Origin of the sequence: Kaistia nematophila (assembly GCF_026343855.1) — a bacterium.
GTDB classification, from domain to species: domain Bacteria; phylum Pseudomonadota; class Alphaproteobacteria; order Rhizobiales; family Kaistiaceae; genus Kaistia; species Kaistia nematophila.
On record NZ_JAPKNK010000009.1, the window covers coordinates 127,802 to 141,485 of the forward strand.

The following is a 13,684-nucleotide window of genomic DNA, read 5'->3' on the forward strand; positions in this document are numbered from 1 at the left end:
GACGGATGGTGACGACGGCGAACCCAAAGGAACCATTCAGCATGGCACCGCGCGTTCTCATTTCCGACAAGCTCTCCAAGACCGCCGTCCAGATCTTTAAGGATCGTGGCGTCGAGGTCGACTACCTGCCCGACCTCGGCAAGGACAAGGAGAAGCTGCTCGAGATCATCGGCAACTATGATGGTCTCGCCATCCGCTCGAATACCAAGGTGACTGAGAAGGTGATCGCCGCGGCGAAGAACCTGCGCGTCATCGGCCGCGCCGGCATCGGCGTCGACAATGTCGACATCCCGGCCGCGACCGCCAAGGGCATCATCGTGATGAACACGCCCTTCGGCAATTCGATCACCACCGCCGAACATGCGATCGCGATGATCTTCGCCACCGCCCGCCAGATCCCCGAGGCCAATGCTTCGACCCAGGCCGGCAAGTGGGAGAAGAACCGCTTCATGGGCGTCGAGGTGACGGGCAAGACGCTCGGCATCATCGGCTGCGGCAATATCGGCTCGATCGTCGCAGAGCGCGGCGTCGGCCTGAAGATGCGCGTCATCGCCTTCGATCCGTTCCTGTCGCCCGAGCGCGCCGTCGATCTCGGCGTCGAGAAGGTCGAGCTGGACGAGTTGTTCCGTCGCGCCGACTTCATCACCCTGCACACGCCGCTGATCGACAAGACCCGCGGCATCATCGACGCCAAGGCGATCGCGCAGATGAAGGACGGCGTCCGCATCATCAACTGCGCCCGCGGCGGCCTCGTCGTCGAGAAGGACCTGGCCGAGGCGCTGAAGTCCGGCAAGGTCGCCGGCGCCGGCTTCGACGTGTTCGAGGAAGAGCCCGCGACCGAGAACGTCCTGTTCGGCCTGCCCAACGTCGTCGCGACGCCGCATCTCGGCGCCTCGACCACGGAAGCGCAGGAGAATGTCGCGCTGCAGGTCGCCGAGCAGATGTCGGACTACCTGACCAAGGGCGCCGTCTCCAACGCGCTGAACATGCCGTCGATCACGGCCGAGGAAGCGCCGCGCCTGACGCCGTTCGTCAAGCTCGCCGAGCAGCTCGGCTCCTTCGCCGGCCAGCTCACCGAGAGCGGCATCAAGGCGATCCGCCTCGAATATGAGGGCGACGTCGCCGAGATGAACGTCCGCGCGCTGACGGCGGCGGCGCTTGCCGCCGTGCTGCGGCCGCAGCTGCAGACCATCAACATGGTCTCGGCACCGGCCGTCGCCAAGGAACGCGGCATCGCGGTCGAGGAAGTCCGGCGCGAGCAGCAGGGCGCCTATGAGAACTATATCCGCCTGACCGTGACGACGGAGCGCCAGGAGCGTTCGGTCGCCGGCACGGTGTTCGGCGACGTCAAGCCGCGCATCATCCAGATCAAGGGCATCAACATGGAGGCAGAGCTCGGCCCCCACATGCTCTACGTCACCAACAAGGACAAGCCGGGCTTCATCGGCCGCTTCGCCAGCCTGCTGGGCGGCGAGGGCATCAACATCGCCACCTTCAACCTCGGCCGCAAGGCCGCCGGCGAGGATGCGATCGCGCTGATCGGCCTCGACGAGGAAATCTCCGATAGCGTGCTCGACCGCGTCAGCGGTCTCGAGGGCGTCGTTCAGGCCAAGCGCCTGAACTTCTGAGATCCTCTCTCGGCACTGGAATGAAGAGGGCGACGGGCAACCGTCGCCCTTTTTTTGTCTTGGGCTCTCGTCGGCGGGACCAGACGTCTCCGTCATCCCTGCGAAAGCAGGGATCCATCCATCCGCACGAGCGGGCACTTCACGCGGCGGCCAACCCGGCTGCATGGATCCCGGGTCTTCGCCCGGGATGACGGCGAGGGTGCGGTTGGGGCAGGGGCGTTCGGCCGTGACCTGACAGTGCCCAGCGGCCGGTTCGAGAGTCACCGCCCGAAGGCGCGGATCCTGGAGAGGCTCAATTGCGCCAGCGCGATGCCGCCGATGATCAGCGCATAGCCGGCGCCGTGATACCAGCGCGGCTGCTCACCGAGGAAGAGGATGGCGATGATCGAGCCGAAGACCGGCAGCAAATGGAAGAACGGACCGGCGCGGTTCGGCCCGATCAGCGCGACGCCGCGGTTGAAGAACATGTAGGCGACGACGGACGGGATCACGACGACATAGGCGAGCACGGCGAAGGTGAGAGGCGTCGCGTGCATGAACTTGCCGGAGACCATCTCCCAGATCCAGAACGGCAGGATCATCGTCGCGCCGGCGGGAATGGTGAAGCCCAGCATCGACAGATAGTGGATGCGCGGCCCCTTCTTCAGCAGCGCCGAATAGAAGCCGTAGCAGCTGATCGCCAGCAGCATGATGATGTCGCCGATGTTGAGCGTCAGGTGCAGCAGCACCATCGGATCGCCGCGGCAGATGATCAGCACGACGCCGGAGAGCGACAGGCAGACGCCGGTGATCTGCGGTGCCGTCATGCGGTCTCGGAACAGGATCAGCGACCACACGCCGATGACGAGCGGGGCGATCGACTGCATCAGGAGGCCGTTCAGCGCCTCGGTATATTGCAGCCCGTAATAGGCGAGCGTGTTGTAGGCGCCGATGCCGGATGCGGCGAGCAGCAGCATGATGGCGAGGCTGCGGCGGATCGCCGGCCAGTCGCGCTTCAGATGCGGCCAGGCGAAGGGCAGGATGATCAGCGATGCCCCGGCCCAGCGCACCTGCGCCAGCGCCACCGGCGGGATCGAGCCGGCGACATAGCGTCCGAGCACGATGTTGATCGCCCAGAACAGGAAGGTGAGGGCGAGCAGCAGATAGGGCCGGTTGAACAGCCAGGCGAAGGCTCGCGAAAGCAATGACATGAACTGGCCCCGGACAGCGGAACGTCTGGATAGCCCCGACGGGGCGTCGCTGCCAAGCCTCAACCGTGCGCCCGGACGGGATCGACGGTTTGCGAAGCGCGGGCGCGAGGGCTATGCCATCCTGCAACCGAGGATGGAGGGGCTCGATGGCGGTTCCGGACGGCAAGGATGCACTTCTGGAGGCGATCGACGACGCCTATGCCAGGCTGATGCGGGAGCTCGCCACCATTCCCGCCGATCGGACCGGGGAGAAGACGCTCGACGGTCATGCGAAGGGGACCCGCATGAGCGTGCGGGACCTCGTCGCCTATCTGACCGGATGGAACGAGCTGGTGCTGAAGTGGCATACGCGGCGGGACGCCGGCGAGCCGGTCGACTTTCCGGAAACCGGCTACAAATGGAATCAGCTCGGCGCGCTCGCGCAGAAGTTCTATGCCGATTATGACGGCCTCTCCTTTGAACAATTGCTGCAGCGCCTGGCCCAAGCGAAGGATCGCCTCGTCGCGCTGATCGAACGCCATGACGACGCCGCGCTCTATGGGACGCCCTGGTACGAGAGCTACACGATGGGCCGGATGATCCAGTTCAACACGTCGTCGCCCTATGCGAATGCGCGCGGGCGGTTGCGCACGTGGAAGAAGGCGAACGGCATCGCCTGAGCGGCGAGGGGCGTTTTTCACGAGATCCGCGCAATTGTGGCGCGGCGATACCACAATCGCGCGTTATCCGGCGGAATGCCCGCCGGCAGGTCCATGGATGGCGGCGTTTCATCTTGAGGGGAATCCAGACGGCCATGAAGATCCTCGCTCTGTCCGTGGCGGCGCTTGCCGCCTGCAGCGCCCACGCCCTTGCCGCCGACCTGCCGCTCGGCAGCCGGGTTACCGCCGTGACCGTGCATCCGCAGGGGGCGGCCGTGCTGCGCGAGGCGACGTTCGCCGTGCCGGCCGGCGTCAGCGTGCTGGTGGCCGACGATCTGCCGGCTGACATGGTCGCCGACAGCCTGCGGGTGAAGGGCATGGCCGCCGGCGGCGTCACCATCCGCTCCGTCGAGACGCGACCGGGCAGGGCGGATGCCGGCGCCGATCCGGCCCGGCAGTCGATCGCCGTCGAAATCGAGGCGCTGCGCGACCAGGTCGCCGCGCTCGACGACCGGCTCGCCGCCCTCGACCTCCGGGTGAAGTTCATCGACCAGCTGGCCGAGAGCGTGCCCGAGGGGCTCGCCAAGGGCATGGCGGAAGGCAAGTCGATCGGCAATTGGGTCGAGACCGCCGAAGGCCTCGGGCTCGAGCGGGAGAAGATCGACCGCCAGCGCGCCGCGCTTCGCATCGAAAAGCGCGGCGTCGAGAAGACCATCGCCGAGCGGCAGAAGGCGATGGATGCGCTGCCGCCGTCCCTGCCGAAGCTGACGGCGCGGATCGAGCTGCAGGCCGACCAGCCGGCGACGGGCCAGCTGACGCTCGGCTACCGCACCGAGTCGGCCGGATGGAGCCCCGCCTACGACATCTCGCTGGCGCTGGGCGAGACGGCGGCCGAGCCGAAGCTGGAACTGATCCGGCGGGCCGAGCTGCATCAGGAGACCGGCGAGGACTGGTCTGGCGTGGCGCTGACGTTGTCGACGACGCGGCCGGCGGAAGGCACGCAGCCGCCGGAGCTCTATGAGAGCGTCGTTCGCTTCATGCCGCGCTTCGTTCAGGAGCCGGCGCGCGAATCGCTCGCCATCGCGCCGCCGGCCCCCGCCCCGATGGCGCCATCCCGGAAGATGGCCGCGGGTGGCGCGGATGCCGAGGCGGTGGGGCAGGCGGAGGCCGTCGCCGATTTCGGAGATTTCCGTGCCGAATACCGGATTGCCGAGCCGGTTTCGATCGCCTCGGGCGAGGGCGATCGCTCGGTGCGGATTGCGACCGAGACCCTGGCGCCGACGATCGAGGTGCGCGCGGTCCCGGCGGTGAGCGATGCCGCCTTCCTGACGGCGCGGTTCAAGAACCGGTCCGGCGCGCCCTATGTCGGCGGCAATGCCGTGCTTTACCGTGATGGCGTCTTCGCCGGCACGGTTCCGCTCGATTTCGTCGCGCCGGATGGCGAACTGAGGCTCGGATTCGGCATCGACGACAAGGTGAGCGTCACGCGAACGACGCTCGACCGCAAGACCGGCGAGCGCGGGCTGATCTCGTCGGAGAAGACCGACGAGCGGCGTTATCGCATCAAGGTCGAAAACCGCCACGCCCGCCCGATGGCGATCGTCGTGCTCGACCAGTTGCCGGTTTCCGAGGCGGCGGCCATCACCGTGCAGTCGCTCGCCGAGGCGACGCCGCCGACGGAGAGCGCCGTCGACGGGGCGCGCGGCGTGGTTGCCTGGCGCTATGATTATGCCGCCGGCGAAACAAAAGAGATCTTGAACGCCTTTGCCGTGCGTTGGCCGGCGGATCAGGACGTATTCTGGGAGAATTGAGGGGCTGAGATGCTCTCGCGGGGGTCGCGCGGGGCAGATGGAGTCTATATAGTCCGCGCGCCTCGTCCTGGCGGCTCGCCGGGGTGAGTCCTATCGCGTGCCGCGCAGCGTGGCATCAGCAATTGGCTTGACGTCGAAGAGGGAAGTTCAATGGCGAATGTAGTCGTCGTCGGATCGCAATGGGGCGACGAAGGCAAGGGCAAGATTGTCGACTGGCTCTCCGAGCGCGCCGACATCGTCGTGCGCTTCCAGGGCGGACATAACGCCGGCCATACGCTCGTCATCGACGGCGTCTCCTACAAGCTCAGCCTGCTGCCGTCCGGCGTCGTGCGTCCGGGCAAGATGGGCGTCATCGGCAATGGCGTCGTCGTCGATCCGCATGCGCTCGTGGCCGAGATCGGCCGCCTCGAGGCGCAGGGCGTCAAGGTCGGCCCCGACAATCTCCGCATCGCCGAGAACGCCGCGCTGATCCTGTCGTTGCATCGCGAACTCGACGCCTTCCGCGAGAACAGCAATGCCGGCACCCGCATCGGCACCACCAAGCGCGGCATCGGCCCGGCCTATGAGGACAAGGTCGGCCGCCGCGCCATCCGCGTCATGGACCTCGCCGACCTGCCGGCGCTGCGCGAGAAGATCGAGCGGCTGCTGGCGCACCACAATGCGCTGCGCCGCGGCCTCGGCCAGGAAGAGATCCTCGCCGAGACGCTCTACGAGGAGCTCGCCTCGGTCGCCGACAAGGTCCTGCCGTTCATGGATTCGGTCTGGCAGCTGCTCGACCGCGAGCGTCGCGCCGGCAAGCGCATCCTGTTCGAGGGCGCGCAGGGCGCGCTGCTCGACATCGACCACGGCACCTATCCGTTCGTCACCTCGTCCAACACCGTCGCCGGCCAGGCCTCGACCGGTTCGGGCGTCGGCCCGGGTGCCGTCGGCTACGTGCTCGGCATCACCAAGGCCTACACGACGCGCGTCGGCGAGGGGCCGTTCCCGACCGAGCAGACCGGCGAAGTCGGCGATTTCCTCGGCACGCGCGGCCACGAATTCGGCACGGTGACGGGGCGCAAGCGCCGTTGCGGCTGGTTCGACGCCGTGCTGGTTCGCCAGACGATCCGCACCTCCGGCATCACCGGAATCGCGCTGACGAAGCTCGATGTTCTCGACGGCCTTGAAGAAATCAAGATTTGCGTTGGATATAGGCTGGACGGCCGCGAGATCGACTATCTCCCGGCATCCCAGGCGGCGCAGGCCCGGGTCGAGCCGATCTACGAGACGCTGGAAGGCTGGAAGGATTCCACCGCCGGCGCCCGTAGCTGGAACGATCTGCCGGCGCAGGCCGTGAAATATGTCCGTCACGTCGAGGAACTGATCGGCGCGCCCGTTGCGCTCCTGTCGACCAGCCCGGAACGAGACGATACAATTCTGGTTCAGGATCCGTTTCAGGACTGAGGTTGTCGATCGCAGGCGCCGGTTCGGACGTAGTTAGTAGAATGGGACGATGACCGACTATTACGCGGTATTGAAAAAGGCGGTTTCCGGGTTCGAGAGCGAATCCGGCGACGCGCGTCGTTCAGTTTACGACAAGGCGCGCACGGCGCTGATCGGACAGCTGAAGTCCATCGACCCGCCCCTGACCACATCCGAGATTTCCCGCCAGCGCCTGGAACTGGAGGAGGCGATCCGCAAGGTCGAGCGCGAGGCGAGCGCCGCGCGCCCGGCCCCGGTTCGCGTCAGCGCCGCGGCGGCCGTTGCCGAGGCGCTTGCCGTCACGCCCGAGCCGGTCGAGCCGGAGCCGGTCGAACAGCTCGAAGAAGAGCTGGAGGCGGAGATCGCGCCGCCGCCGCCCCTGCCTACGCCGGCCTCGCAGCCGGTCGTGGCCCGCCCGCGTCCGGCCGCCGAGCCGCCGCGTCAGCAGCCCGCCGCGCCGACGCCGGCCCCGGCGCCCGTAGCGCCTCCGCCGCAGGCCGCCGAGGCCGAATTCTTCCATGACGAGGCCGACGAGGCGCATGCGTCCGAGCCCGAGATCGAGGCCGACTGGCACGAGCCCGAGCCGCCGCAGAAGCCTTCGCGCCAGCCGCCGCCGGTGCAGCCGCAATGGCCGCAGGTCTCGCCCACGCGCCCGAGCGCCTATGATCGCGCCGCGCCGCAGGGCCGTCGCGAGCCGACGATGTCGGCGCCGGAACCGGCCGACGAGCCGCGCTTCGACGCGGATCTCGAACATGACCACGACCATGACGACAGCCGTCATTTCAGCGCCGACGCCGACTGGGCGCCCGAGCCGCTGCGCGCCACGCCGATGGGGAATGACTCTTTCGACGAGCCGCGCGAGCGCCGTCCGTCGCGTCGCGAGCGCAACCGCGAGGCTGCCGAGCGTCCCGCCGTTTATGTCGAGCGCACCAAGCCTTCGCGCTGGCCGACGATCATTCTGCTGGTCCTGATCGCGCTGATGCTTTGCGGCATCGCGGCGCTGGTCTGGTCGCAGCGCAGCGTTGTCAAGGACGTGATCGGCGACCTGATCTCGTCCTCCGATACCGGCGCCAAGACCGCGTCGAACGAGGACGCGCCGCCGACGCTTTCGGCGCCCGCGAGCAGCAAGAATTCCGATCGCCTCGGCGGCGGCGCCGCGGAAGAGGCGCCGGCGAAGTCGGTCCGCACGGTCGATGCCCAGCCTTCGTCGGATGGCGAGGAAGCCGATCCGCTCGCCGGCGTGATGACGCCGGAGGGCACCGGCTCCGCCGCCCCGGCCCAGGCGCCGGCCGCGGCCGAGCCGGCCGATACGGCCCCGGCGGCCTCGGCTCCCGCCGCGGCGCCCGCGGCCGGAACGGCTGATGAGTCGCTCGTCGCGCAGAAGGCCATCCTCTACGAACAGCCGACCGACGGCACCCAGAACGTCAAGGTGGTTCCGGCCAATGTGACGTGGAAGTTCAACGCCAATTCGCCGAACGGCCCGGAGATCCAGGCCAATCTCGACGTGCCCGAGAAGGGCATGAAGGTGACTCTGAACATCCGCAAGAACAATGACAGCGCGCTGCCGGCGAGCCATCTGGTCGAGATTGTCGTGGATACGCCTGCGAATTTCGCCGGCGGCGGCGTCAAGTCGGTGCCGGCACTGGTGATGAAGCCGACCGAGGAATCGCGTGGCCAGCCGCTCGACGGCGCCGCTGCCAAGGTCGCCGACGGCTTCTTCTGGATCGCCTTCTCGAACGACGCCCAGCCGATGGCGCAGAACGTCGCGCTGCTTCGCGAGCGCAACTGGATCGACCTGCCGATCGTCTACAACAACGACCAGCGCGCGATCCTGACCTTCGAGAAGGGCACACCCGGCCAGCGCGTCTTCGACAAGGCGATGACCGCCTGGGGCAACAAGTAGCGCCACGCCAACCTCGCGGGATGAACCATGAAAGTCCGGCTCATCCTGCATGGCAAGGCGGCGCGCGATCCGCGCGTGCGTGAGGCCGTCGGCGCCGTCCGCGCCGATGGCCATGTGGTCGAGGTCCGCGTGACCTGGGAGGCGGGCGACGCCAGTCGTTTCGCCCGCGAGGCCGTCGCGGAAGCGCGCAAGGGCGCGATCGACTGCATCGTCGCCGGCGGCGGCGATGGCACGGTCAACGAGGTGTTCGCCGCCTCGCTCGCGGCCGAGCCGCCGGAAAGCTGCTCGTTCGGCATCCTGCCGCTCGGCACCGCCAATGATTTCGCCCGTTCCACCGGCATTCCCGTCGACGACCTGACGGCGGCGCTCCGGCTCGTCACCACGACCCCGGCGCGACGGATCGATGTCGGCAGCCTGAACGGTCGCGTCTTCGTCAATCTCGTCTCCGGCGGCTTCGGCTCGCGCGTCACCGTCGAGACCGATCCGGAGCTGAAGAGCCGGCTCGGCGGCCTCGCCTATGTCGTCACCGGCGTCACCCGGTTTCGCGAGCTCTCGGCCAATAGCGGCCGCTTCCGCGCCGAAGGCTTCGAGTGGGAAGGCAGCTTCCTGGCGCTCGCGATCGGCAATGGCCGCCAGGCCGGCGGTGGCATCGTGCTCTGCCCGGAAGCCCGCATCGACGACGGCCTGCTTGACCTCGCCATCCTGCCGGAACTCACCGGCGATGCTCGGCTCGAAGCCTTCACGCAGTTGTGGCGGCAGGGCGCGGCGGCCGTCGAGAACATCCAGATCAGGACCCGCAGCGCCTGGATCGAATATGATTCGCACGAGGAACTGCACGTCAATCTCGATGGCGAGCCGGTGAAGACGCGGCATTTCCGCGTCGAGTGCCGGCCCGCCTCCCTTCGCGTCCACCTCGGCTCCACCCCGCTCGACGGCACCGCATAGCAGCTCCGCTCGGCCGGCCCCTTGCACGGCGAAGCATCCTCGGCCATGCTCGCCCCATTCCGAGGGGTGTTCGCGAACGCGAGCTGAGATGGCCTGGGGCCGAACCCTTCGAACCTGATCCGGGTCATGCCGGCGAAGGGACGGGAAGCTGGTTCACGACGTCTGCTCGTTTCCATCGCCATGCGCATGGCCTCGTCCGATCTTCGGAGGAGCGGCTTCGCCATGGTGGCAAGGGCAGAGTTTGAGGGAACTGTGCGACGGCATGGCTGGGCCGGCGGCCTCGCGCGCGCGTTCGTCGTCGCCGTCGCCCTGATTGCCATCTGGCAGCTCGTGATCGTCGTCTTCGCGCCGCCGCCCTTCATGCTGCCGCCGCCCGCGCGTGTCTGGCGCGCCCTCGTCGAGCGGCCCGATCTCTGGCGCCGCGACGCCGTCACCACGCTGATCGAGACGATCTCAGGCCTCGTTACCGGTGCGCTCGCCGGCGTCGCGCTGGCGCTGGTCATGACCTTCGTTCCGGCGATCCGGCGCATCCTGATGCCGCTGCTGATCGTCACCCAGGCCTTTCCCGTCTTTGCCATCGCGCCGCTGCTCGTGCTCTGGTTCGGTTTCGGCATCGGCTCGAAGATCGTCATGGCGACGATCGCCATCTTCTTTCCCGTCGCGTCCGCTTTCCATGACGGGCTGGCGCGCACCGATGCCGGGCTGATCGACCTGAGCCGCCTCTACCGGGCCAGGCGCTGGCAGGAAATCCTCTATCTGCGCATCCCCGACGCGCTGCCGGCGCTGGCCTCCGGACTCCGCGTCGCCGCTGTCTACGCGCCCGTCGGCGCGCTGATCGGCGAATGGGTCGGCGCCTCGTCCGGGCTTGGCTACGCCATGCTGATGGCGAACGGCCGGGCGCAGACCGACGTCGTCTTCGCCGCGCTGGCGCTTCTCGCCGCCATGGCCGTGCTGGTGCGCGCCGCGGTCGAGATCGCCACGCGCCACATCGCCCCCTGGGCGCCCGAAACCATCCGCTAATCCCCTCGACCTGCAAAGGAAACGTCGATGAAACCCTTCCTCCGGCTCGCGGCGTTCGGCCTCGCCACTGCCCTGACGATCGGATCGGCCCAGGCAGCCGACAAGCTGACCGTCCTGCTCGACTGGTTCTACAATCCCGACCATGCGCCGCTGGTGATCGCCAAGGAGGGCGGCTTCTTCGAGAAGCACGGCCTCGACGTCGAGATGATCGCGCCTGCCGACGCCAGCGCGCCGCCGCGCCTCGTCGCCGCCGGCCAGGCCGATATCGCGATCACCTATCAGCCGGACCTTATGCTGCAGGTGAAGGAAGGGCTGCCGCTGACCCGCATCGGCACGCTGATCGAGACGCCGCTCAACGCGCTGATCGCGCTCAAGGACGGGCCGATCAAGACGCTCGCCGACCTGAAGGGCAAGAAGGTCGGCTATTCGGTGGCGAGCCTGCAGAACGCCTATATCGGCACCGTCCTCGCCTCCGTCGGCCTCAGCGAGAAGGATGTCGAGATGGTCAACGTCAACTTCAACCTCTCGACCTCGCTGATGTCCGGCCAGGTCGATGCGGTGATCGACGGCTATCGCAACGTCGAGCTGATCCAGCTCGGCCTCGAGGGCAAGCCGGGCATCGCCTTCTACCTGGAGGAGCACGGCGTTCCCGCCTATGACGAGCTGATCTACGTCACTCGCAACGAGCTTCGCGACGACCCGCGCATGGTCCGTTTCCTGGCGGCGGTCGAGGACGCGACGATCTTCCTGACCAACCATCCGGAAGAGGCGCTGGCGATGTTCCTGAAGTCGCACAAGGACCTGGATGACCAACTGAACCGCGACTCGTTCCTGGCGACGCTGCCGCGCTTCGCCAAGCGCCCTGCCGCCCTCGATATCGGCCGCTATGACCGCTTTGCCGAGTTCATGAAGGCGAGGGGGCTGCTCGATTCTATCCCGCCGATCGACAGCTACGCGATCGCGCCGCGATAGGACGGATCTGCATCGAGATGCCGGCGCAATCCGTCACCTCCCACTGAGGGAGGCCTTCGCCCAGCACTAACCTCAGTATTTTGAGGGGACCAGAGGCCCGTCTCGAAGCACGCAGGGCGGCGTCGGTACGGAGATTTTCCTCTCAGGTGGTGCGTCCTCCGAGACGGCTTGCAGCGCAAGCCGCCTCAGGATGCTGGAGATCGAGACCTGTAGAACCTCAAGGGTTGCGTGAGAGGTTCATTCCGGCAGGCCGGCCAGCTTCAGGCCTTCCATGTAGCGGTCGAGCTGCGGGCCGGCGAGATTCTTGATGCCGTCGCGGACGCCGGCGACCGTCAGGCCCGGGCTTTCGGCCAAAAGCCGACGCACGGCGTTGCGGGCGAGCGTCGTCTGGCCAGCGAGCGCCGCCGAGGTCGCCTGCAGGCGATAGGCCCAGACCATGCCGGGACGGCCATGCAGCGACTGGCCGGCCCAATGCGCCGCCTCGGCATAGTTGCCGAGCAGGAAATGGCAGGTCGCGATGCCGGCGAAGGCGTTGAACTGGATCGGATCTTCCGGGCTCAGCGCGATCGCCTTCTCGAAGCTCTCGATGCCGAGTTCCGGCCGCTCCGAATAAGCCTGCGCATAGCCCAGCCGGGTCCAGGCCCAGGCGAAGGTCGAATCGAGCGCGATGGCTCGCTCGATGAACTGCAGCGCGCGCGACTGGTCGGTGTTGAGGATCGAGAAGGTGGCGCCGATCGCGGTCAGGACAAGCGGATCGGGTTCGCCCAGCTCCGCCGCCAGCTCGGCGAGCGCAATCGCCTCGGCGCGGTCGGCGGCCGGATCGTCGGACCAGAGATAGGTGATCTGCTGACTGAGGCACCAGCCCTTCAGGCTGATCGCGGCGCTCGAACGCGGATCCGCGAGCAGTGCCTTCTGCAGCAGCGCCAGGGCGGCGGCATTGTCCTCGCGCCGATGCGCCCAGAAATGCGGCATCGCCTGCAGCACGAGCTCGTGCGTCTTCAGCGTTTCCGTCGCCTTGCGCCTCACCCGCTCGATTTCCGCCGCCCGGATGGCGGGGCGGAGCGCGCCGGCGACCAGCGTGGCGACTTCGTCCTGCAACGTCAGCGGATCATGGACGGTGCCATCTTTGCGGCCAGACCACAGATGCGCGCCCGTCTCTGCCTCGACCAACTGGGCCGTGACGCGCAGCGTTTCACCGGCCTGGCGAACGCTGCCCTCGATCACGTAGCGCACGCCGAGGTCGCGGCCCAGCGAGCGGACGTCGGTCGGCTTGCCCTTGTAGGTGAAGGCGGAATTGCGGGCGACGACGCGGATGTCGCGCACGCGCGACAGCGTGGCGGTCATCTCCTCGACGACCCCGTCGGCGAAGGCCTCGTGATCGCTGCGCGGCGACAGGTCGTCGAACGGCAGCACGACGGTGAGCGGGCGCAGGTCCGGCTGCTCGGCCGGCTGCAGTGGCGGCACCGCCAGGCTGGTCGGTGTCAGCGTCTGGCCGGCCGTCGGCACCAGGCGCGGCATCGGCTTGCCCTCGGGCATCCAGAACCAGGCCTCGACCGGGTAGGGGATGCTGCGCAGCGACAGGAAGCCGGCCGGCTTGAAGGCGGCGGCGGGTTCGCCGAGCAATTGCCAGCGGACGGAATGGGTGATGGCGATGCCGCCGGGCGGCGCGGCGGCCTGCAGGCGCATGGCGAAGCCGATGGCGGCGCCGAACCGGTCGTCTTCGGTGAGGATCAGGTCGGCGAGCACGATCGCCGCGCGCACCTCGATCGGCGGGCGGCCGCGGGTGGCGTTGCGCGCCGCCATGCCGTTCTGGAACGCCATCGTCCATTCGACCGCGTCAAGGACGCTCGGAAACTCGATCAGGCCGCCATCGCCCATCGTCTTGATGATGTGGGCGCCGAATCGGGGAATGGTGGGTCGGACGAGGCTGCGATAGATCGCGCGCATCTCGCGAATGGCGCCGAGCTCGTCACGCTGGATGAGTTCGGAATAACCGACCACATCCAAGGCAGCAATGACGGTCAATCGGCGACGCGGGCGCGCCATGATGATCCCTCGACACTGTGTTGTATGAGCTATCGGGCCTGCCGCAGATTACGCAAAGGCAAGTCACCTC

At 67.7% G+C, this 13,684-nt stretch carries 10 protein-coding genes and 1 riboswitch; of the genes, 8 read left to right on the forward strand and 2 right to left on the reverse strand.

Annotated elements, in window-relative coordinates; all coding sequences use genetic code 11:
* The first annotated feature begins 41 nt into the window (after positions 1–41).
* Positions 42–1,628, forward strand: coding sequence for a phosphoglycerate dehydrogenase (gene serA, locus OSH07_RS19065; RefSeq protein ID WP_266340264.1), 1,587 nt, complete (start codon positions 42–44; stop codon positions 1,626–1,628).
* Between the two features lie 260 nt (positions 1,629–1,888).
* Here the strand turns inward: serA and OSH07_RS19070 are convergent, their stop codons facing one another.
* Positions 1,889–2,818, reverse strand: coding sequence for a DMT family transporter (locus tag OSH07_RS19070; RefSeq protein ID WP_266340265.1), 930 nt, complete (start codon positions 2,816–2,818; stop codon positions 1,889–1,891).
* A gap of 146 nt (positions 2,819–2,964) precedes the next feature.
* On the opposite strand from OSH07_RS19070, the gene OSH07_RS19075 reads away from it, so the two are divergent.
* The 7 genes from OSH07_RS19075 (at position 2,965) to OSH07_RS19105 (ending at position 11,568) form a co-directional block, all read left to right on the forward strand.
* Positions 2,965–3,477 carry a ClbS/DfsB family four-helix bundle protein gene (locus OSH07_RS19075; RefSeq protein ID WP_266340266.1) on the forward strand — a complete coding sequence of 171 codons (513 nt, stop codon included), beginning with the start codon at positions 2,965–2,967 and terminating at the stop codon, positions 3,475–3,477.
* Positions 3,478–3,611: 134 nt separating this feature from the next.
* Positions 3,612–5,267 (forward strand): mucoidy inhibitor MuiA family protein, encoded by a 1,656-nt coding sequence (locus tag OSH07_RS19080; protein ID WP_266340267.1) that lies wholly within the window; start codon positions 3,612–3,614, stop codon positions 5,265–5,267.
* A gap of 150 nt (positions 5,268–5,417) precedes the next feature.
* Positions 5,418–6,710 carry an adenylosuccinate synthase gene (locus OSH07_RS19085; protein WP_266340268.1) on the forward strand — a complete coding sequence of 431 codons (1,293 nt, stop codon included), beginning with the start codon at positions 5,418–5,420 and terminating at the stop codon, positions 6,708–6,710.
* Between the two features lie 49 nt (positions 6,711–6,759).
* Complete coding sequence (locus OSH07_RS19090) at positions 6,760–8,631, forward strand: hypothetical protein (protein ID WP_266340269.1); 1,872 nt, start codon at positions 6,760–6,762, stop codon at positions 8,629–8,631.
* 27 nt (positions 8,632–8,658) lie between these two features.
* On the forward strand, positions 8,659–9,576 hold the full coding sequence (yegS, locus tag OSH07_RS19095; protein WP_266340270.1) for a lipid kinase YegS: 918 nt from the start codon (positions 8,659–8,661) through the stop codon (positions 9,574–9,576).
* Positions 9,577–9,628: 52 nt separating this feature from the next.
* A riboswitch (TPP riboswitch) is annotated at positions 9,629–9,734 on the forward strand.
* Positions 9,735–9,798: 64 nt separating this feature from the next.
* Positions 9,799–10,596 (forward strand): ABC transporter permease, encoded by a 798-nt coding sequence (locus OSH07_RS19100; RefSeq protein ID WP_266340271.1) that lies wholly within the window; start codon positions 9,799–9,801, stop codon positions 10,594–10,596.
* A 27-nt stretch (positions 10,597–10,623) separates the two neighbouring features.
* Positions 10,624–11,568: an ABC transporter substrate-binding protein gene (locus OSH07_RS19105; protein WP_266340272.1), complete on the forward strand. Its 945-nt coding sequence runs from the start codon at positions 10,624–10,626 to the stop codon at positions 11,566–11,568.
* 237 nt (positions 11,569–11,805) lie between these two features.
* Here OSH07_RS19105 and OSH07_RS19110 read toward each other — a convergent pair whose 3' ends face one another.
* Positions 11,806–13,614, reverse strand: coding sequence for an adenylate/guanylate cyclase domain-containing protein (locus tag OSH07_RS19110; protein ID WP_266340273.1), 1,809 nt, complete (start codon positions 13,612–13,614; stop codon positions 11,806–11,808).
* Positions 13,615–13,684: the final 70 nt, after the last annotated feature.

Excerpts from the sequence above, each read along its gene's own strand:
- serA (WP_266340264.1), top strand. The coding sequence starts at position 42 with ATGGCACCGCGCGTTCTCATTTCCGACAAGCTCTCCAAGACCGCCGTC.
- OSH07_RS19080 (WP_266340267.1), top strand. The coding sequence starts at position 3,612 with ATGAAGATCCTCGCTCTGTCCGTGGCGGCGCTTGCCGCCTGCAGCGCC.
- OSH07_RS19075 (WP_266340266.1), top strand. The coding sequence starts at position 2,965 with ATGGCGGTTCCGGACGGCAAGGATGCACTTCTGGAGGCGATCGACGAC.
- OSH07_RS19110 (WP_266340273.1), bottom strand. The coding sequence starts at position 13,614 with ATGGCGCGCCCGCGTCGCCGATTGACCGTCATTGCTGCCTTGGATGTG.
- OSH07_RS19105 (WP_266340272.1), top strand. The coding sequence starts at position 10,624 with ATGAAACCCTTCCTCCGGCTCGCGGCGTTCGGCCTCGCCACTGCCCTG.
- OSH07_RS19100 (WP_266340271.1), top strand. The coding sequence starts at position 9,799 with ATGGTGGCAAGGGCAGAGTTTGAGGGAACTGTGCGACGGCATGGCTGG.
- yegS (WP_266340270.1), top strand. The coding sequence starts at position 8,659 with ATGAAAGTCCGGCTCATCCTGCATGGCAAGGCGGCGCGCGATCCGCGC.
- OSH07_RS19070 (WP_266340265.1), bottom strand. The coding sequence starts at position 2,818 with ATGTCATTGCTTTCGCGAGCCTTCGCCTGGCTGTTCAACCGGCCCTAT.
- OSH07_RS19090 (WP_266340269.1), top strand. The coding sequence starts at position 6,760 with ATGACCGACTATTACGCGGTATTGAAAAAGGCGGTTTCCGGGTTCGAG.
- OSH07_RS19085 (WP_266340268.1), top strand. The coding sequence starts at position 5,418 with ATGGCGAATGTAGTCGTCGTCGGATCGCAATGGGGCGACGAAGGCAAG.